The sequence below is a fragment of the Corynebacterium heidelbergense genome, assembly GCF_028609845.1.
GTDB classification, from domain to species: domain Bacteria; phylum Actinomycetota; class Actinomycetes; order Mycobacteriales; family Mycobacteriaceae; genus Corynebacterium; species Corynebacterium heidelbergense.
In genome coordinates this window covers 1-16,908 of the sequence record NZ_CP063192.1, presented here as the reverse complement: position 1 = coordinate 16,908, position 16,908 = coordinate 1, and the positions used below count along the sequence as shown (strand labels likewise).

The window sequence follows — 16,908 nt, the reverse complement described above, 5'->3', positions numbered from 1 at the left end:
CCATCACGCCCCCCTCGGGATCATTCCCGGCGGGGGCGTTGCCCGTCTCTAGCCACTGAAGATCTACCCCTGTAGCGAACGCAATAGCGATTAGTTCACCACGACGGGGTTCGCGAACACCCTGTTCAACGTTCGCAAGAGTTGCACGTGACACGCCGATAGCCTCCGCGAGTTGCGGTTGCCGTAAACCCGCAACTTCCCGAGCCCGCTGAATACGGTGACGGACTTCCCAGGCCGGTATAACGCCAGCTAAATGCGTCGCATTAGTCATGTCGCTAACTCTACCCACCAGCGCAGATTCTAGCAATGAGACACACCTAGAGCGGATGAATTTAGCTAGTTCACTAAATTGTGGTTGCGGAACTTCTAGTGATTGCGCTAACTTCTAGTTCATGCCCCGGCCACTAACGACAAAAGAGGTAGCTGAACGCCTCGGCGTTCCCTACTCCACAGTGACGTGGCGCGTGCGGAAAGGGCACCTCCCGTTTGCAGTGCGCTTACCGAATTCAGGGGCATATCTGTTTGATCCTGACGTGATTGACCGGATTGCCGAGGGGGAAACATGCAAGGGGTAAGCCCCCGGCGCTGGAACGCCGAGGGCTACCTGGTCCTACTCGTTGTCATCTTCGTCCATCCAGCACTCAATGACATCGCGAGGCTTCGACGTATCGACATCCTGATCTTCCAGGTCTTTGTACGTCTGCTTCGGGTTGACATCCTCCCATTTCTGATCCTTCGGGATGTCACCCCAGTTCTGGTTACCCATGCTGTTCACCCCCTTCCCGTCTCTAGGCAAACTACCCCACCACTCTAAGGAACAACCATGACTGATGACTCACCGCGCTACCCCGTGAGCGTTGATGAACTCTCCGACCTAATTGCCGAGAACCTTCGCGAGAAATTGTCCCGGGAACGTCCAGCCAGCAAAGCCCCCGAAGACCGGGCTCTGTTGCTGACCTTCGACGGCGTGGCTTTCGCCGATGACCCGGACAACATCCTCATCCCCGGCGATCTCATCCTGGCACCGGCAAAGATCACCAACCCATACTCGGGTGGGATCTACGAGATTGAGCTGCGGTTGACCACCAACGTCGAACCCGTGATCGGCGAAGGACTGGAAATCTCCCGTGATCGCGAACAACACCGCCAATACCGGGAGGTCCGCGCGAAGGCTGGACGCAGTGGCCGGTGATTTCGAGCGGCTACACCCCGGCGTGGATAGACCGGCCGGTGAGCTCCACGCCGATAACCCCGACCGCTACGCGCCATGCGAGGAGGTAGCCGCATGACTACCCACGTACTGGAACCGCCCCGCTGGCTACAGCGCGGCACCATCGCCCTATCAATGTCCGCGCTACTAGGCGGCGCGTTCTACCTACCCGGGCCCCGCACCGCGATTCTGCTAGCCGCCGCTTCCCTCGGCGCACTGGCGTTCGAGGCGGCCAGCCGAGGAGATGACGAATGACCCACCCCAGCAAGTTCCCCACCGTGGCCACCTCCGAACTGTCCCGTGTGGTCACCGACTGGCAGCGCCACGCGCATGCCGCCCGCGCCGCCGATAGCGACGACCTAGCCGGTATCTGGGAGCAATGCGCGGACACAATTCAGACCGTGATCAGCGCCGCCCGTAAGCGCCAGCGCACCGTCATGCTGGCACGCCGCGCCGCTAGAGAGACCGACAAAAGCTTTGCGAAAGAGTACGCCGCGCTACGAGAGCTGCGAAAGCTCGCCTACCAGCAAGAGAACCTATCTCACACGTTCCGCCAAGCGGCTGAAACTCATGCCGCCGCTGGCCGTACAGAGGACGCCGAAGCGGCCCGTGAGTGCGCCGCCGATTCCGAACAGCGCTACGAGCGGGCGACCGCCGCGCTGGAGGTTCTGACTTCCCACATGCAACAGACCACCGCACTGGTCTAAGCCCCCCGATCGCCCTGACCGCGTGGCGTAATGCGCGGTGGCCGCCTCACCAGCGGTGCTGTCCCCGGTTAGAGCGGGATTGCTTCCCATTCCGAAAGACGGTTCGACCTAGGTAAAGGCGAACTCGGACTAGGCACGCCGTGGTGGCGTGGGCTATCGAACCGTCTTAGCCAGTCTCGGCAGCCGAGTAATCCCCGGCCGCACACTTACCGCCATTCCAGGCGGCGCATACCGACGACCAACCGACCGACCGATAGACGGACGGCCAGTGTGGTGGTCCCTAAGTGTCCAAACCACTTAAGGGCCACCCGCGCCCACTTCCCGCCCTCCCTCACTCAACCGGAGCAGCCCCCCCCCTGCTTCCGCTTCCCCGAAAGGACCCCACCATGACCACTACCCACTTCCCCACCATCGAAGAGTTCACGCGCCAGCTAGCCCACATGGGGATTGACCCACTCTGGTACGACACCGAATCAATCGCCCGCCGAATCACCACGTCCACCGCCGAGGGCTTCACCGTGGAGCTCCCCCGCTTCGACGGCGGCCAGGAGATGACCCCGCTACAAGCGTTCTGGTCCGCGTGCATGGACAATGCCCGCTGGCCAGCCAATCACGTCGATGACGTTCACCTGGAGGAATTCGCCCGCGCCTGCCTGGAGGACCCGAGCGCCGTGGGTACGTACGCCGCGATGGACGCCGCCGAGGAAATCCAGGAAGAGACAGACCAGTACATCGACACCGAGATGATGGACGACGACGACGCCCTGGAGATTCTGGGCAAGCTAGGACGGGACCGGTACGGCAATACCCGCCCGCTGGCGTGGAGCCGCGCATGAGCCGCGCCCGCCGCGCCGCCCGGTCCCGCGTGATTGAGACGAAGCTACCGACCGAGCGGCTTTACCGCCCGGCCCGTGGTGACTGGTCGAGGTGGGAAGCAATCGCGCGGGCGCAGCATGCCCGCGCCCTACGCCGGGGGGGAATCGCATGATGATCCGCCCCGGCACCGAGTGGATGGACCGCGCCGCGTGCCATGGCGTGGATGCCGCCCTGATCGACGCTTCCCCTACGCGCGGGCGCAATCTTGGCGCGATCCACCGCTACGCCGCCGAGCTATGCCGGGAATGCCCGGTGCAACGCGAGTGCGCCGCCGACGCGCTGGCCACCCGCGCCGAGGGCGTGATACGGGCCGGGGTGCCAGTACCAGAGCGGGCCGGTAACAAGGTGCGCCGCCGTATGGCGTTCACCCGCCTACGGGCGATAGCGGGGGTGGGGCCATGACTACCGGGGGGTGGGGTGGCCGCCGGGTGGCAGCGCTACGCGCGGCCGTGCTGGCTCACTACGGCACCACCTGCCACCTATGCGGCATGCCCGGAGCTGACTCACCGGACCACGTGATACCGCGTGCGCACGGTGGCACCGACGATCTGGCGAACCTGCGACCAGCGCACCGCCGCTGCAACAGCGCGCGCCGCGATATGCCGCTAGAGCAGTGGCGCGCGGCGCATCCACTGCCTTCGCGAGCTCCACCATCGCGACGTTGGTAGGTCTCTGACCTGCGAAAACGCGCGAAAAGCGAAAACCCCGTCTGACCTGCGGTTTTTTTAGGTCAGACGGGGCCAGGAAGTCCCGCGCGCCCCTGCCCTTTTTTCAAGCAAAATTCAGCCCCCGGGGGAGGTACATCCCCGGGAAAGCCCAGGAAGGAGCCGGTTTTGCCCAGACAGGACCCGCGAACGCCCGGCCATGGCCAGGCCCATCTATTCGACCCGCCCACCACGAAGGATTCGCAGCGCCTCGATGGGGGCCGCCACTCCCGTGCCATGGCCGGGGCGCTGTCCGCCGCCCGTGACGCCGGCCTGATCGACCGGATCGACGACGGGCTAGCGACCGTGCTGCTGGCCGGGGCGTGGGAGCTCGACAGCCACGAAGCACAGAACCAGCCCTACGGGCCGTCGAAGGTGATCCCCGCGATGGTGGAGGGGCTTCGAGAGGCGCGGATGACCCCTGACAGTCGCCAGACCCAGACCGAGGACAAGATCGCCGCCCTGATCGACGATCTGGCCGCTGCGGATGCCGCCGACCCCGCGCCCGCCGAGGACCGCGCCGAGCTTCGGTGCTTCGGCGGCGATGATGAGTGAGGCAGTCCCCCGGTTCCACACGCCCCGCGACTACCGCCGCCGCACCCTCGGAGCTAAGGCCGCGAAACTCTCGGCGATGATGGGCCGGGCGTGCATGCCGTGGCAGCGCCAGGCCCTCGACGTGGCGCTGGAAGTCGATGACCGGGGCCGGTTCCACTACAAGACGGTGGTCATCACCGTGCCGCGCCAGTCTGGAAAGACCGCGCTCGTGCTGGCCGCCGGGCTTCACCGAACTCTGATCACACCGAACGGCAAGGTCTGGTACACAGCCCAGACCGGCCAGATCGCCCGGGAACGGTTCCTCGAAGACATGGCCGTCGACGCCGAGCGGCTGCTATCCCCCACCGTGGCTGTGAAGCGCGGCGCGGGCGATACCCGCCTGATCTTCCCCGCGATTCATTCGCAGTTCCGCCCGCACCCGCCGACGGACACGTCACTGCACTCCGAGCAGTCCGACCTCAACCTCATCGACGAGCCGTGGGCATTCTCGGAAGTCCAGGGCGACGGGCTCATCCAGGCCATCCAGCCCACGCAGAACACGCGCCCGAATGCGCAGACGATCTACCTCTCCACGATGGGTGACGCCCGGTCCACGTGGTGGCACGCCATCGTGGACGCCGCCCGCGCCGCCGAGGACCCGCATACCGCGATCATCGACTGGGGCTTACCCGAGGGCCATGACCCTAGCGACATTGAGGCAGTCATCCGCGCCCACCCGGCGGTGGGCCACACGATCGAACCGGAGACGGTGCGCACCGCCGCCGGTCGGATGAAGCCCGCCGAGTTCGCCCGCGCCTACGCCAACGTGCGCACACAGACCCGTGTAGCGGTGTTCAGCTCGGACGTGCTCGCCCGCGTACTCACCGAGACCGCCACCATGGCCCCCGCCGCCGAGGTCGCTTTCGGGGTGGCCACCGCGTTCGACCGCTCGATATCCGTCATCGCCGCCGCCGGTGAAGCCGCCGACGGCACGCCGGTCTGCGAAATCGTCGACGCCCGCCCCGGCACCGGGTGGGTGGCCGACCGGTTGACCGAGCTCCAGCGCCACCACCCGCGCGCCACGTTGGTCGACGCCCGCTCCCCGGCCAGCACCATCGCCACCGACCCCGCGCTAACCGAGATCATCAGCACCCCAGCAAGCGCCGAGCTGGCCGGGGGCACCGGTTTGTTCCTGGACTCCATCAACCGCGCCGAGCTCCGACTGCGCTACGACCGAGACCTCGCCCGATCGTTCGACGGCCTAACCCTGAAGTTCGTAGGTGACCTTGGCCAGATGTTGGACCGCAAGCACTCCAGCGGGTCGATAGCTCACATTGAGGCCTGCCTACTCGCGTTCACCGCTATCGCCCAGCGCCCCGCGCCCGCCCCCACACCAGAGATATGGACCTGCTAATGACCACCAAGAAGATGACCCGCCGCCGCGCCGATACCTCCGAGACCACCGGCACCGTGATTTCCTGTCCACGGTGCGAACAGCGCACTCTCGAGACCAGCGACTACGCCGCGTGGCGCTGGCTAGCGCTCCACCTCCGCCGCTACCACGGAGACCTACACGCGGCCAGCAGCGCCGCCCGCCACGCCCGCCGCCTAGCCGCCACCGATTAGGCCGCTTCACCTGCGACTTCACCGCGTAATTCGTCGGAACGTCCGCCCCCCTCGGCACCATTAGAGCCATGGGAATCACCGACTCACTACGTCAATGGCTGGCGCTGCCATACCTGGCCGCCCAGCCCTACGACGCGGTGCCCTACGAGTCCCCGTGGGCTAGCCCGAACCACCTGCTCACCATCACGCCGCCGGATGCGCCCCGGCCCGTATCCCGCGCCATGGCCATGGGTGTGCCCGCGATCGCCCGGGCCCGCCGCCTGATCGTCGGTGCTATCGCCCGGTGCCCGCTGGAGGCACGCCAGGACGGCAAGCGCGCCGTGCGCCAGCCCCTGTGGATGGTCCGCACCGACGGGGTAGCTTCCCCGGTGTTCCGCATGACATGGACCGTGGACGATTTGTTTTTCTACGGGTGGAGTTGTTGGGCGCTCGAACGTGACGCCAGCGGCGCAGTCATCCGCGCCGACCGTATCCCCTACCACCTGTGGGACGTGGACCAGGACAACCGCGTGATCGTGCAAGGCCAGATCGTGGACCCGTCGGACGTGTGCCTCATCCCCGGCCCCGATGAAGGCCTGTTGCAGACCTCGGCAGCCGCGATACGCCACGCCGTGCAGCTCCAAGAGCTCGCCACCCGGTACGCCGAGACCCCCGCCGCCCAGGTGCTCTTGAAGCAAACCGGCGGCCAGCCACTCACCGACGCCCAGCGCCGCGCCCTGGTCGAATCGTGGGCCGATGCCCGCCGAGGCAAGAACGGCGGCGTGGCATTCGCGAACCAGTCCATCGACGTCCAAGAACTCGGCAAAGCGAACACCGATCTACTCATCGGGGGGCGTAACGCGGCCGCCGTGGATATCGCTCGCGCCGCCGGGGTGCCCGCCATGATGATCGACGCTGGCACGGCAGGTACCGGCACGATCACCTACAGCAACGCCGCCGCCCGGAACGTCGAGCTGATCGACTACGCGCTCGCCCCGTACATGGCCGCGATCGCCGCCCGCCTCGGACTCGACGATGTGGTTCCACGTGGAACCGCCGTCGCCTTCGATCTGACCGACCTCACGAGCCCGACCGTGGGTGACCTTGACGTGCCCGACGACGACAAACCCGACCACGACACACCACAGGAGAACGGCAATGCTTGATTGGTCCCCCCGCTTCAACTTCGGCAATCCGCGCCCGCTCAGCGCGATCAACCACATCTGCATTCACGTGACCGTGAACAGCCCCGGCACCCCGGCGGAGAACGTAGCGCAGTACCAGATCGACAGCGAATCCGGTAGCTACCACATGCTGGTCGACACCCGCCTCGTGGTGCTGAAAGAGAACACCGATGACTGGCAAACGTGGTCCGCCGGGCCCACCTCGAACCGGTCCGGGCTGCACCTGTCGTTCGTCATGCGCGGCACCGAGACCCGCGAACAGTGGCTAGCCCAGGACCGCATGCTACGGGCCGGTGCCCAGGTATGCGCCGAGTGGGCCCGCCGCTATCGAATCCCCGTGGTCAAGCGCTCGGCAGGTGAACTCCGCGCTGGCCGTGGTGGTTTCTGCGGACACGTGGATACCGCCCAGGCATGGGGAGAGACCGACCACGTAGACCCCGGCCCGGGGTTCCCGTGGGATCGGTTCCTCGCCATGGTCGCCGAAGCACAGCACCCCACCCCACCCAAAGGAGACGATGACATGACCCCCGAAGACCGCGCCCTACTGACCGAGACCCGCGACCTATGCCGGTTCATCCTTGCCCAGCTCGGCGGTGAGAAAGCCCCCGGCCAGTTCGGCGGCTGGCCGCAGGGCGGCAACCGGACGATGTACGACCTACTGGCCGCCACCGCCGCCCGCGCGGGCGTGCCTGGCACGACCGATCTGAAGAAATGATGATCATGGCCCTGATCTTCGCCGCCGGTGTAGCCGCTGGCGTGATCCTCATGGTGTTTGCAGTAGGGAGTTACGTGGCGCATGCAGCCCGAAAGATTGAGCAACGCCCCGGCGGTTATCCGCTACCCGTGGCGCGCCACCCTGCGCACCACGATCGTGGCCGCCATCGCGCTGCTACCCCTACTGCCTGAAATAGCCGAGGCCGCGAACATCGACACCGTGCCCGCCGTGGTCAGCTTCCTCACCGTGACCGCCGCCATCCAGCGGGTGCTCGCAGTCCCCGGCGTCGAGAAGTGGCTCCGCAACCACACCACGTTTCTCAGCTCCACCCACCCCGCCGACCAGCAAGCCGACGAACTGGACTACGTCGGCAAGCACCGGAAGGACTAACCCATGACCACAACGACCGACACATTCACCCCGGCGGTACAGTCCCCGCCGATAGTGGCCGAATCCGCCCGCACCATACGCGGCATGATCCTGCCGTGGGATGAGTTCGGGCGCACCAGCGGGGGCGCGCTGAAGTTCGCCCCCGGCTCGATCCGGGTGCCCGCCGATATCACCCGCGTGAAGCTGCTCGCTGGGCACTCCCCAGAGGGCACGCCTATCGGCCACGCCACCGACTGGGAAGCGACCGCCGAGGGCGTGGAAATGACATTCAAGGTTGGCAGCGGCCCCGATGGTGACCGAGCCCTCACCGCTGCCGCCGAGCACGTCATCGACGCGCTCAGCATCGAGGCCTACGGCATCGAAAAGGACGGAACCACCGTCACTAGCTCGATCCTGTCCGCCGTGGCACTTGTGCCCATGCCCGCGTTCGCGAACGCCCGGGTAGCCAGCGTGCTAGCCCAGGCACCCACCCCAAAGGATGAGACCCCCGCCGAGCCGGATGACGAGTCCGACGACGAGGACGACACCGACGCAGCGCCGCCGGATGACCCCGCCGAGCCGGATGACGAGTCCGACGAGGACGACGACGACACCACCACCAACAAGGAGACCGAGACCGTGAAGAAGAACACCCTATCCCCGGGCGTGATGCCCACCCCGGGCACCCCGGCCAGCGCCGAGCCCGTGCACGCCAGCTTGTCCGACGTGCTGGACTACCTCACCGCCGCCGCCAACGGTGACCGCACCGCCGAGCTCCACGCCGAACTGACCGACATCACCGACGCCGGCATGATCAACCGGTCTGCACCGCAGTGGCTCGGAGAGCTGTGGAACGGCGTGACCTACACCCGCCGGGTCATCCCCCTGATCACCCAGGCCCCGCTCAAGGGCCGCAAGGCGATCGGCTACCGGTGGACCAAGAAGCCCGGCGTGGACAAGTACGCCGGTAACAAGGCCGAAATCCCCACGAAGCCCGCCGCCGTGGAAGCCGTGGAACGCGACGCCGTGCGTTGGGCCGGGGGTAACGACTTGGACCGGATTTTCTGGGACTTCAAGGAGACCGAGTTCCTCAACGCCTACTGGCGTGCCATGGCCGAGTCCTACGCCTTCGAGACCGACCAGGAAACCGGGAAGTTCCTGGTAGACAACGCCACTGCGATCGACGGCACCGCCGACCATATCGTCCACGCCGTGGCGCGCGGGTCCATCGCGATCGACCAGGACCTCCACTCCCCCGCCTCGTTTGTCCTACTGAACCCGGCGGACTACGAGTCGATTCTGCAGCTCACCGCGCTGGAGGCCCCGAAGTACCTGGACCTCATCCCGGCCACCGACCCGTCCAAGTGGGTGACCAGCCAATTCGTGCCCGCTGGCACGGTGGTGCTCGGCAACAAGTCCGCCGTGACCCACTTCGAGCTTCCCGGCTCCCCGCTGCGCGTGGAGGCCGAGCACATCGCACGCGGTGGCCGTGACGCCGCGCTGTTCGGCTACACCGCCCTGATGATCAACCGCCCCGAAGGACTCCGAAAAGTGACATTCGGCCCGGCCCCGAAGCCCGCTACGGGGGCGTAGCACCATGGCCAGCATGATCACCACCGCCGAGGTCGCACGGTGGGCACGAATCGACGCCGCCGACCCCGATCTGGCCGCGTGCGTCGATACCGTGAACGCGCTAGTCACCGACTGGCACGGTGAGCAGTGGCCGCCCGGGGCGCACCAGGGGGCCGTCATGCTGGCCGCCCGCTACCACCGCCGCCGCAACTCCCCCGGCGGCGTAGAGACATTCGGCGATTCCGGCGCGGCCTACATACCGCGCTACGACGCCGACCTAGACCGGCTACTGCGAATCAACGCATGGGCCACACCACAGGTGGGATAGCCATGGCTGACTACATGAACGCACTCCACGATCTGGCCGAGACCCTGACCAACCGGGGCGTGCCAGCCACGCTAGACCCCCGCGATCTGACCGTGCCCGGAGCGGTGGTGAGCCTGGCCGAAATCGGCCCGGACGCCACCATGTGCGGTGACCACGTAGCCACCGCAGAAGTCATGCTGGTAGCCGCCGATAACGGCATGCCCGCCGCCATGGAATCGCTGTTCGACCTGTTCGACAAGGTTTCAGACTTGACCGCCGGGGCTACCCCGGCCACGTTCACGTGGTCCGAGCTGCCCACACTCCCCGCCCTACGACTCACACCCATACCACTGGAGGACTAGACCATGACCGCACCAAACCCACTGCCCAGCGAATCCCCGAAGCGGAAGAAGACCGTGCTCGGCCCCGGCACCCTTGTGCTCGGCAGCGTAGGCACGCAGCTCGATCTATCGTGCCAGGTCACCGAAATCACGATCGGCGCCGAAGGTGACTCGGAAGATCCCGAATACACCTTGTGTGGCGATACCGTGGCCGGTGAACGCACCTACACCTGGACGATGAACGTCACCGCGTTCCAGGACCTCGAAGCCGATGGTGTCATCGACTTCACCTGGAAGCACGCCGGTAAGGAAATGCCGTTCAAGTTCGTGCCCGATTCCGCTGGCACCGCCGCCGTGACCGGCCGCGTGATCATCGACCCCGTACAGATCGGCGGCAAGGTACGCCAGAAGAACACCTCCGAAGCCGAATGGCAGCTCGCCGGGGCCCCGAACTTCAACCCGAACGCTACCGCCGCGACCGTGGCCGCTAGCCCGGGGGCCACCGGGTAAATGAGCGCCACGCTACGGGTACGCGGCGGCAAGCGGCTACGCCGCACGCTACGCAAGGCCGGGGTGGACCTGAAGCGGCTCAAGGCAGCAAACAAGGCCGCCGCCGAGATCGCGAAATCCGCCGCCGTGGCCGCTACGCCCGTGGGTGGACCGTACAAGAAAGCGGGCCGGGGCCGCCCCCGCACCGGGGGCCGCCTCAAGGCAACCGTGCGATCGTTCGCTAGCCAGCGATCGGGCCAAATCCGCGCGGGCAATGCTTCCCGCGTGCCCTACGCCGCCCCGGTCCACTGGGGCTGGCCGCGCACGAAGGGCGTACAGGGCAGCGGCATTCGCCCGAACCCGTGGATGTCCACCGCCGCGAAAGCAACCGAACCCGCGTGGCTCAAGGAGTACGAACGCCACGTGGACGCGATTATCGATTCAGTTAAAGGAGCATAGCAATGCAAAAGATCACCGCCGATATCGAAATGATGGACGGCACCGAGCACAAAGACGTGCGCATCATCTTGGCCGACATGATTCGCTACGAAGAGGTAGCAAAGAGACATAAGTGGGGAGGTCTCCAAGATAATCCGATCACGGCACAGTCGTTTATGGCTTACGCCGCGATGACTCGGACAGGTGTCTACGACCCAAACAAAGGATTCGACGAGTTCGTGACAGAGTGCGCCGGGGTAATGGCCGACTTCGGTGATGAGCTCCCCCCTACGATGTAGACGATCCGCGCCGCCTGTATGCGGCGCTGGCTGTCGCTACTGGAATCGCCCCAGCGCAACTCATGCAAGAGCCAGATGAAATGATTGTGACAATGCTGACAATTCTGGAGGAACAGAACAATGGCTAAGAAGTTTCTTGCAATCTCGATTGTCAGCGACGCCGACGATAAAGGGTTTCGTAAAGCTGCCCGGAACGTCGAAAAGTTCACCGGGGGCTTAAGCAAACTGGGCCCGGCGCTCGGCAAGTTCACGACCATGGGAAGCGCAGCGACCGCCGCCGTGGCCGCGATCGGCGGTGCGATCGGCAACTTGGGAGTGGGCATGATCGGGGTGGGTGCCCTAGCCGGGGCCGCGCTAACCCCCCTCATTCTCGGCATGGATGGGGTCAAGGCCGCCGCCGGTGCCGCCGCCGAGGGCTTCAACGGCCTGAAGACAGCGGCCAGCGGAGCACTGGAAAGCAGCATGCGCCCGGGATTCGAGGCGCTCAACCAGATGATGGTGGGCTTAACGCCCGCGTTCACGCAGCTATCCACGACCGTGGGCAACGCGTTTAGTGCCCTGGCCACGCAGATCAATAACCCCGCAATCATGGGCGGACTGACCGCAATAATGGACGCGGCCGGGACGATGGTCACCGCCATGGTCCCCGGGATAGCGCAGCTCATCACGGGATTCGCAGCGATAGGCCCGGCGATCGCGCCCGCCGCCGGGGCGATCGGAGCAGCGCTCGGCGGAATCGTCGGCCAGATCGGCCAGGCGCTAAGCAGCGCCGCCCAACTCGGCACCCTCGGCAGCCTGTTCCAATCTTTTGCGGGGATACTCGGAGCACTAGCCCCCATCGCTGGCACGTTGATGACTGCGTTCATTCAGATGGGCGCGGCTATCGGCCCCGGCCTACAGGTCGCTCTACAGGCACTAGGCCAGGCCGCCGCCGCCCTAGTGGGCCCACTTACGCAGGTGGCAGGCGTAGTTGGTTCCGCCCTCGGCGCCGCATTCACCGCGCTAGCGCCCGCTGTCGGCCCCATTGCCGAGGCGTTCGCTTCCCTGATTAGCGCGGTCGCACCACTGGTAGGCCCCATCGCCCAGATCGCCGCGCTGTTTGGGCAAGTGCTGGCAGCCGCGCTATCCGCCATAGCGCCTCTACTCACACAACTAGCAGGCGTTCTGGCCAGCGGTATCACCTCCGCTTTCCAGGCACTACAACCAGTGCTCCCCGTCATCGCCAACGCATTCACCCAACTGTCTGTTGGAATGCAGCCACTCATTCCCGCAATCGGCCAATTGGTACAGGCATTCGTGGGAATAATTCCGCCTATCGTGCAATTGGCAGCCGGTCTATTGCCAGCCTTAGTGAATGTCATCATCGCGCTCATGCCCGCATTCGTGGCCGTAGCGCAAGGCGCAGCAAGCTTTATCCAAGGACTCACACCACTGATTAATCTGATCGGCGCAATTCTTGTCCCGGTCATCAACGTGCTCGCCAGTATCCTGGGATTCTTAGCGCGCATGCTGGCACCTGTCATTGAGCTAGCCGTGTCCCTAGGGCTCGGATTCGGGACCCTCTTCGGCGCGGTGGGCAGGCTCGGCGGGGGGCTCGTCAAACTCATGGAATGGGTGGGAAGCCTAGGTGGAAAGTTCCTCAATCTGGCCGGGCACCTTGTGGGACTTCACGGGAAGCTATCCAGCGTGACAGGCGTGTTCTCGCGTGTAGCCGGTGCCATCGCTGACGTGGTTGGGTGGGTGGCGAACCTGATCGGCAAGCTAGCCTCAATCCGCTGGCCTTCCCCACCGAGCTGGCTATCGTCCATGTTCGGCGCGGACCCGGTAGCCAGCATGTACCCATCGGCCTACGGCCAGTTCGCCAGCGGAGACCCCGCCGGGTTCCTTCGCGTGGCCACCGCGCCCGCTACCCCGCCCGGCACACCAACAGTCAACGTGACCGTGAACGTATCCGGGGCGATGGTGGGCACCACCGCAGAGCTCGCCGAGCTCATTGAGCGGGCCCTACGGGATAAGGCCCGTATCACTGGCCAGTCGCTAGCGGTGGTCCGATGATTACCGTTAAGCCATGGGTAGAGATCGACGGCACGCGCGTGCCCTGCGGTTTCCTCGATATCGGCATGACCCCCGTAGTCATGGACGGACTAGAGATTAAGTGGGGCCGCGACGGGTACTACGAGAAGGCCGAACCCGCCCGCGCCACAGTCCGCTTGTGGGACTCCACCGGTGCATGGGCGCGGCGTATCCGCGACAGCCAGGCCCTCGGCGTTCACGTCTACGTGAAGTGGGCCGCGCCCAGCGGCACGGTAACCATGTTCCGGGGCGTTATCGCGCACGCGCATGCCCGCCGTACTCGGCACCGAGACTGGAAGAACACCGACGTATGGGAAGTGACACTCACCGCCGCGGACCCCACCACCGCGCTTGGCAGCGTCTACCCGCTACCCGGCGTGCTCCAGCCCGGGGAGACCATGGACCAGCGCAAGCAGTGGCTACTCGGACTAGCCGAGTACGGCGGGCTGAAAATCGCCGACATCGACTACCAGAGCGGCTACGCCCCCGCCCAGACGAAACCGGTAGAGGTCGGCAAGGACTCGGCACTAGAGGTGCTCGGCGCTTTCTACGAATCCATGAGTGGGGACGCCTGGACCTATGACCCGGAAGCGAACGCCGTGCGCCAGTGCGAGCGGCACGATGGCGACTTCACCACGTATCTAGCCAGCTTCGACGACGCGCGCGGCGCGGTGATGATCGCCGCGAGCGATACCGTCATCGACGGGGTAAGCCGCCCCGGCGTAGCACTATCCGCATGCCGCCTCGGCGTGCCCGATGGCATCGAGATCGAGGCCAGCGCGGACACCGATATCAACCGCGTGGAATCCACGTGGTACGACGGCGGCGACAACTGGTCCGCGCGCGTGGCGTACAAGGACGCCGTAGCGCTCAATCAACCGCGCCGCATGCTGGCCAACGACACGTGGATGACCACCGACTGGGCAATTGAGCTCCAGCTACAAAGCGCATGGGACCGCGCCCGCGCCGAGGGCCGCCGCCCAAAACACCCAGAGCTCCACCACAGCCCGGGCAAGACCTTCGCCACCGAGCGCCTAGCCCGGTGGTGGCTACGGTGCTGGGAAGATACCCGCCCCGCATTCGTCAACGGCGATCTAGCCCACGCCTGGCTCATGCAGGAAGCCGCCGACTGGCCTCCGCTGGTCTCCCCCCTCGGCGGCACCGTGACCTACCGCGCCACCGACGGGTGGACGATCCACCTCCACGTGCAGTGGATGCACGACCGGTCGCAAGTCACGCCCATGGTGTGGATCAATCTGCGACAGATGAAGTGGACCACCACCACGGCCACCCAGCCATGGTGGGCCCGGCTGATCGGCATGTCCCCGCCCGCGCCCATCACCACCGGCCAGCCGACGCCGGACCGGGATGTTCGGTGGGGTTCGCCGGGCTCGGCTACCCGTGAATACCGGTTCGACGAGTCGATGACCTGGGCCGATCTGAAGTACCTCGACAACACTACTCGCGAAATCAAGGACGTTTTGACATGACCGGATACACCCCCCGCTTCCGCCTGCCCTACCCCACCGACGGGGAACCCATTTGGCAGGGCGCACGCCAAATACAGGCGCTAGCCGAAGCCATAGACAGGCAGACGTGGGCCGCCGACGGCGCAACGGGCCCGCAGGGCCCCGCCGGACCATCAGGCCCGCAGGGACCAAAGGGCGATACCGGCGCAACCGGACCGCAGGGACCGAAGGGCGATACCGGCGCAACCGGACCGCAGGGACCGAAGGGCGACACCGGCGCGACCGGGCCAGCAGGCAAGGATGGTACCGGCGTGACAATCAAAGGTAGCGTGCCCAGCGCCGCAAACCTGCCCACCGGGCCACAAACACCCGGCACTGCTTACATAGCCACCGACACCGGCCACATGCACGTATCGAATGGCACCACGTGGAACGACGTGGGAAACATTCAAGGCCCCCAGGGACCCAAGGGGGATACCGGCGCGACCGGACCCCAGGGACCGAAGGGCGATACCGGCGCGACCGGACCGCGGGGGCCGAAGGGTGACCCGGGCGTGCAGGGGCCGAAGGGCGATACCGGTGCTACTGGTCCACAGGGGCCCAAAGGCGACGCCGGCAACACCGGGCCGGTAGGCCCAACCGGCCCGGCGGTGGACCTCGGACCACTCCGAGCGGAACTGTTCGGCGGCGCTACCCGTACCCGCGCCCCGTATGCCGAGATAGCCCTCGGCTCGAACCTATGGGTACCGCGCTGGTCTGACCAGGTGTGCAACAACCAGTGGACGGCGTTGGTCGATACCGACGGCGCGTTCACCCGATCGGGCACGCCCGGCCAAACGTACTACCGAGCCCCCGTCGCTGGCCGGTACCTGATCCTGTACCAGCTCATGCACCAGGGCGATAACGCCCGCGCCGGTGGCGCTATGAAGGTGCTGCTCAACGGCACGGATGTTACCCGCAACAGCATTGCCAGCCGGACCGCTACCCCGTCGCTCGAGGGACCCACTATGCAGCTGTCCACGGACGTGAAGCTGGCCGCCGGTGATCTCATCCGGTGGGCCTACTGGTATGCCGAGGACACCACGATTATCCCCGCCGGGTTCGGCAACGCCCGATCGAAGATCTCCATCCGGTACATGGGATCTAGCTAGACAGCCGCCACGCGCCCGCCGCCGCCGAGCTGGCCACCTGATCATCCACCGCCGTGTAGATCATCGTGGTGTCCAACTTGGCGTGGCCAAGGAGGCGCTGCACCGCGCGGATATCGTGACTCGCCGCGTACACGGTGGTGGCATAGCGGTGCCGCAGTTGGTGGGCCGTGACCCCCGGGGGAAGTACCTCGCCGACCAACTCCCCCACCCGCCGCGCGGATAGGTGCCCGTCGATCTGGCCAGGGAACAACCACCCCGGGTTGGCCGCTATCCGGGCTGCGAGGTGTGGTGGTAGGGGCACCGCGCGGACGTGCCCGCCCTTACCAGTCACCCGGAGCCAGTGCCCGGCGATATCCTCACCGCGCACCGTGGCCACCTCGCACCGCCGCAATCCCCCGTAGGCCATGAGTTCAATCATCGTTTGCACCCGGGGCTCGGCGCGCCGAAGAGCCGACAGGATGACAGTATCCGCCGCCGGGCGCGGCACCGCCCGGGGTACCGCTGCCCGGGGGAGTTCAGCCGCAGCGTTCACACCGCGGCCTGTCCGCGCGCGCCATGCCCAGTAGGTGCGCAGGCTAGCCCGCACGCTACGGCGCGTGGCCGGGGCCCACGGCTGGCTAGCTAGCCAGGCTACGAGGTCGCTTTCGTTCATCTGTTCGACGGGTTTACCTACCGCTCGGATACACCGCCGCACGTGTGAAACCCGTAACGCGATCGTGCCCGGGCTCAATCCCGCCGCCGTAAGGTACTCTGTCCACTCTGAAACGTCATCCATGCAGTAAAGCTACTTACGCAGGTCACGCCACGGGACGTAGAGGGGAGACGTCAAACCAGCGGGTTCGGGGTTCGAGTCCCTGATGACCCA

24 protein-coding genes are annotated in these 16,908 nt (G+C 66.0%); 22 read left to right on the top strand and 2 right to left on the bottom strand.

Annotated features, from left to right (window positions below; all coding sequences use genetic code 11):
* The first annotated feature begins 392 nt into the window (after positions 1-392).
* Positions 393-575: a helix-turn-helix transcriptional regulator gene (locus CHEID_RS10605; RefSeq protein ID WP_112768876.1), complete on the top strand. Its 183-nt coding sequence runs from the start codon at positions 393-395 to the stop codon at positions 573-575.
* Between the two features lie 35 nt (positions 576-610).
* Here the strand turns inward: CHEID_RS10605 and CHEID_RS10455 are convergent, their stop codons facing one another.
* Positions 611-766 (bottom strand): hypothetical protein, encoded by a 156-nt coding sequence (locus tag CHEID_RS10455; RefSeq protein WP_273661238.1) that lies wholly within the window; start codon positions 764-766, stop codon positions 611-613.
* A gap of 57 nt (positions 767-823) precedes the next feature.
* On the opposite strand from CHEID_RS10455, the gene CHEID_RS10450 reads away from it, so the two are divergent.
* The 21 genes from CHEID_RS10450 to CHEID_RS10350 all read left to right on the top strand — a co-directional run bounded on the left by CHEID_RS10450 (position 824) and on the right by CHEID_RS10350 (position 16,043).
* Complete coding sequence (locus CHEID_RS10450) at positions 824-1,192, top strand: hypothetical protein (protein WP_112768875.1); 369 nt, start codon at positions 824-826, stop codon at positions 1,190-1,192.
* A 93-nt stretch (positions 1,193-1,285) separates the two neighbouring features.
* Positions 1,286-1,465, top strand: coding sequence for a hypothetical protein (locus tag CHEID_RS10445; protein WP_112768874.1), 180 nt, complete (start codon positions 1,286-1,288; stop codon positions 1,463-1,465).
* On the top strand, positions 1,462-1,917 hold the full coding sequence (locus CHEID_RS10440; RefSeq protein WP_112768873.1) for a hypothetical protein: 456 nt from the start codon (positions 1,462-1,464) through the stop codon (positions 1,915-1,917). Before CHEID_RS10445 ends, CHEID_RS10440 begins: the two co-directional genes overlap by 4 nt.
* Before the next feature lie 386 nt (positions 1,918-2,303).
* Entirely contained in the window at positions 2,304-2,753 is a 450-nt protein-coding gene (locus tag CHEID_RS10435) for a hypothetical protein (protein ID WP_146743929.1), read from the top strand.
* Between the two features lie 148 nt (positions 2,754-2,901).
* Positions 2,902-3,195, top strand: a complete 294-nt coding sequence (locus CHEID_RS10430) for a WhiB family transcriptional regulator (RefSeq protein ID WP_112770385.1) — start codon at positions 2,902-2,904, stop codon at positions 3,193-3,195.
* Positions 3,192-3,461 (top strand): HNH endonuclease, encoded by a 270-nt coding sequence (locus CHEID_RS10425; protein ID WP_273661237.1) that lies wholly within the window; start codon positions 3,192-3,194, stop codon positions 3,459-3,461. The genes CHEID_RS10430 and CHEID_RS10425 overlap by 4 nt, the downstream gene beginning before the upstream one ends.
* 165 nt (positions 3,462-3,626) lie before the next feature.
* Positions 3,627-4,052, top strand: a complete 426-nt coding sequence (locus CHEID_RS10420) for a hypothetical protein (protein ID WP_273661236.1) — start codon at positions 3,627-3,629, stop codon at positions 4,050-4,052.
* Positions 4,042-5,445 carry a terminase gene (locus CHEID_RS10415; protein WP_273661235.1) on the top strand — a complete coding sequence of 468 codons (1,404 nt, stop codon included), beginning with the start codon at positions 4,042-4,044 and terminating at the stop codon, positions 5,443-5,445. Before CHEID_RS10420 ends, CHEID_RS10415 begins: the two co-directional genes overlap by 11 nt.
* Complete coding sequence (locus CHEID_RS10410) at positions 5,445-5,657, top strand: hypothetical protein (protein WP_112769969.1); 213 nt, start codon at positions 5,445-5,447, stop codon at positions 5,655-5,657. Before CHEID_RS10415 ends, CHEID_RS10410 begins: the two co-directional genes overlap by 1 nt.
* Before the next feature lie 68 nt (positions 5,658-5,725).
* Entirely contained in the window at positions 5,726-6,802 is a 1,077-nt protein-coding gene (locus CHEID_RS10405) for a phage portal protein (protein WP_112769968.1), read from the top strand.
* Positions 6,795-7,535, top strand: coding sequence for an N-acetylmuramoyl-L-alanine amidase (locus CHEID_RS10400; protein WP_112769967.1), 741 nt, complete (start codon positions 6,795-6,797; stop codon positions 7,533-7,535). Before CHEID_RS10405 ends, CHEID_RS10400 begins: the two co-directional genes overlap by 8 nt.
* Positions 7,536-7,616: 81 nt before the next feature.
* Positions 7,617-7,925, top strand: coding sequence for a hypothetical protein (locus CHEID_RS10395; protein ID WP_146743887.1), 309 nt, complete (start codon positions 7,617-7,619; stop codon positions 7,923-7,925).
* A gap of 3 nt (positions 7,926-7,928) precedes the next feature.
* Positions 7,929-9,497: an HK97 family phage prohead protease gene (locus tag CHEID_RS10390; protein WP_181645943.1), complete on the top strand. Its 1,569-nt coding sequence runs from the start codon at positions 7,929-7,931 to the stop codon at positions 9,495-9,497.
* Positions 9,498-9,510: 13 nt separating this feature from the next.
* Entirely contained in the window at positions 9,511-9,804 is a 294-nt protein-coding gene (locus CHEID_RS10385; protein WP_146743886.1) for a hypothetical protein, read from the top strand.
* Positions 9,805-9,806: 2 nt separating this feature from the next.
* Positions 9,807-10,145, top strand: coding sequence for a hypothetical protein (locus CHEID_RS10380; protein ID WP_112769962.1), 339 nt, complete (start codon positions 9,807-9,809; stop codon positions 10,143-10,145).
* Between the two features lie 3 nt (positions 10,146-10,148).
* Positions 10,149-10,634, top strand: coding sequence for a hypothetical protein (locus tag CHEID_RS10375; protein WP_112769961.1), 486 nt, complete (start codon positions 10,149-10,151; stop codon positions 10,632-10,634).
* Positions 10,635-11,072 (top strand): hypothetical protein, encoded by a 438-nt coding sequence (locus CHEID_RS10370; RefSeq protein WP_112769960.1) that lies wholly within the window; start codon positions 10,635-10,637, stop codon positions 11,070-11,072.
* A gap of 2 nt (positions 11,073-11,074) precedes the next feature.
* Positions 11,075-11,350, top strand: coding sequence for a hypothetical protein (locus CHEID_RS10365; protein ID WP_112769959.1), 276 nt, complete (start codon positions 11,075-11,077; stop codon positions 11,348-11,350).
* A 120-nt stretch (positions 11,351-11,470) separates the two neighbouring features.
* Positions 11,471-13,405 carry a phage tail family protein gene (locus CHEID_RS10360; RefSeq protein ID WP_112769958.1) on the top strand — a complete coding sequence of 645 codons (1,935 nt, stop codon included), beginning with the start codon at positions 11,471-11,473 and terminating at the stop codon, positions 13,403-13,405.
* Positions 13,402-14,913 carry a hypothetical protein gene (locus CHEID_RS10355; RefSeq protein ID WP_112769957.1) on the top strand — a complete coding sequence of 504 codons (1,512 nt, stop codon included), beginning with the start codon at positions 13,402-13,404 and terminating at the stop codon, positions 14,911-14,913. Before CHEID_RS10360 ends, CHEID_RS10355 begins: the two co-directional genes overlap by 4 nt.
* Positions 14,910-16,043: a collagen-like domain-containing protein gene (locus tag CHEID_RS10350; protein ID WP_146743885.1), complete on the top strand. Its 1,134-nt coding sequence runs from the start codon at positions 14,910-14,912 to the stop codon at positions 16,041-16,043. The genes CHEID_RS10355 and CHEID_RS10350 overlap by 4 nt, the downstream gene beginning before the upstream one ends.
* Here the strand turns inward: CHEID_RS10350 and CHEID_RS10345 are convergent.
* The gene (locus tag CHEID_RS10345) at positions 16,036-16,695 is read right to left on the bottom strand and encodes a tyrosine-type recombinase/integrase (protein ID WP_112769956.1); all 660 of its coding nucleotides are present in this window, start codon (positions 16,693-16,695) and stop codon (positions 16,036-16,038) included. The two genes, CHEID_RS10350 and CHEID_RS10345, sit on opposite strands and share 8 nt — an antisense overlap.
* Positions 16,696-16,908 lie beyond the last annotated feature (213 nt).

What these genes read in the sequence shown, in the direction of transcription:
- CHEID_RS10345 (WP_112769956.1), bottom strand. Translation starts at nt 16,695, where the DNA reads ATGAACGAAAGCGACCTCGTAGCCTGGCTAGCTAGCCAGCCGTGGGCC.
- CHEID_RS10375 (WP_112769961.1), top strand. Translation starts at nt 10,149, where the DNA reads ATGACCGCACCAAACCCACTGCCCAGCGAATCCCCGAAGCGGAAGAAG.
- CHEID_RS10355 (WP_112769957.1), top strand. Translation starts at nt 13,402, where the DNA reads ATGATTACCGTTAAGCCATGGGTAGAGATCGACGGCACGCGCGTGCCC.
- CHEID_RS10380 (WP_112769962.1), top strand. Translation starts at nt 9,807, where the DNA reads ATGGCTGACTACATGAACGCACTCCACGATCTGGCCGAGACCCTGACC.
- CHEID_RS10450 (WP_112768875.1), top strand. Translation starts at nt 824, where the DNA reads ATGACTGATGACTCACCGCGCTACCCCGTGAGCGTTGATGAACTCTCC.
- CHEID_RS10605 (WP_112768876.1), top strand. Translation starts at nt 393, where the DNA reads ATGCCCCGGCCACTAACGACAAAAGAGGTAGCTGAACGCCTCGGCGTT.
- CHEID_RS10395 (WP_146743887.1), top strand. Translation starts at nt 7,617, where the DNA reads ATGCAGCCCGAAAGATTGAGCAACGCCCCGGCGGTTATCCGCTACCCG.
- CHEID_RS10360 (WP_112769958.1), top strand. Translation starts at nt 11,471, where the DNA reads ATGGCTAAGAAGTTTCTTGCAATCTCGATTGTCAGCGACGCCGACGAT.
- CHEID_RS10410 (WP_112769969.1), top strand. Translation starts at nt 5,445, where the DNA reads ATGACCACCAAGAAGATGACCCGCCGCCGCGCCGATACCTCCGAGACC.
- CHEID_RS10415 (WP_273661235.1), top strand. Translation starts at nt 4,042, where the DNA reads ATGATGAGTGAGGCAGTCCCCCGGTTCCACACGCCCCGCGACTACCGC.
- CHEID_RS10400 (WP_112769967.1), top strand. Translation starts at nt 6,795, where the DNA reads ATGCTTGATTGGTCCCCCCGCTTCAACTTCGGCAATCCGCGCCCGCTC.
- CHEID_RS10390 (WP_181645943.1), top strand. Translation starts at nt 7,929, where the DNA reads ATGACCACAACGACCGACACATTCACCCCGGCGGTACAGTCCCCGCCG.
- CHEID_RS10385 (WP_146743886.1), top strand. Translation starts at nt 9,511, where the DNA reads ATGATCACCACCGCCGAGGTCGCACGGTGGGCACGAATCGACGCCGCC.
- CHEID_RS10440 (WP_112768873.1), top strand. Translation starts at nt 1,462, where the DNA reads ATGACCCACCCCAGCAAGTTCCCCACCGTGGCCACCTCCGAACTGTCC.
- CHEID_RS10350 (WP_146743885.1), top strand. Translation starts at nt 14,910, where the DNA reads ATGACCGGATACACCCCCCGCTTCCGCCTGCCCTACCCCACCGACGGG.
- CHEID_RS10365 (WP_112769959.1), top strand. Translation starts at nt 11,075, where the DNA reads ATGCAAAAGATCACCGCCGATATCGAAATGATGGACGGCACCGAGCAC.
- CHEID_RS10435 (WP_146743929.1), top strand. Translation starts at nt 2,304, where the DNA reads ATGACCACTACCCACTTCCCCACCATCGAAGAGTTCACGCGCCAGCTA.
- CHEID_RS10445 (WP_112768874.1), top strand. Translation starts at nt 1,286, where the DNA reads ATGACTACCCACGTACTGGAACCGCCCCGCTGGCTACAGCGCGGCACC.
- CHEID_RS10425 (WP_273661237.1), top strand. Translation starts at nt 3,192, where the DNA reads ATGACTACCGGGGGGTGGGGTGGCCGCCGGGTGGCAGCGCTACGCGCG.
- CHEID_RS10455 (WP_273661238.1), bottom strand. Translation starts at nt 766, where the DNA reads ATGGGTAACCAGAACTGGGGTGACATCCCGAAGGATCAGAAATGGGAG.
- CHEID_RS10430 (WP_112770385.1), top strand. Translation starts at nt 2,902, where the DNA reads ATGATGATCCGCCCCGGCACCGAGTGGATGGACCGCGCCGCGTGCCAT.
- CHEID_RS10370 (WP_112769960.1), top strand. Translation starts at nt 10,635, where the DNA reads ATGAGCGCCACGCTACGGGTACGCGGCGGCAAGCGGCTACGCCGCACG.
- CHEID_RS10405 (WP_112769968.1), top strand. Translation starts at nt 5,726, where the DNA reads ATGGGAATCACCGACTCACTACGTCAATGGCTGGCGCTGCCATACCTG.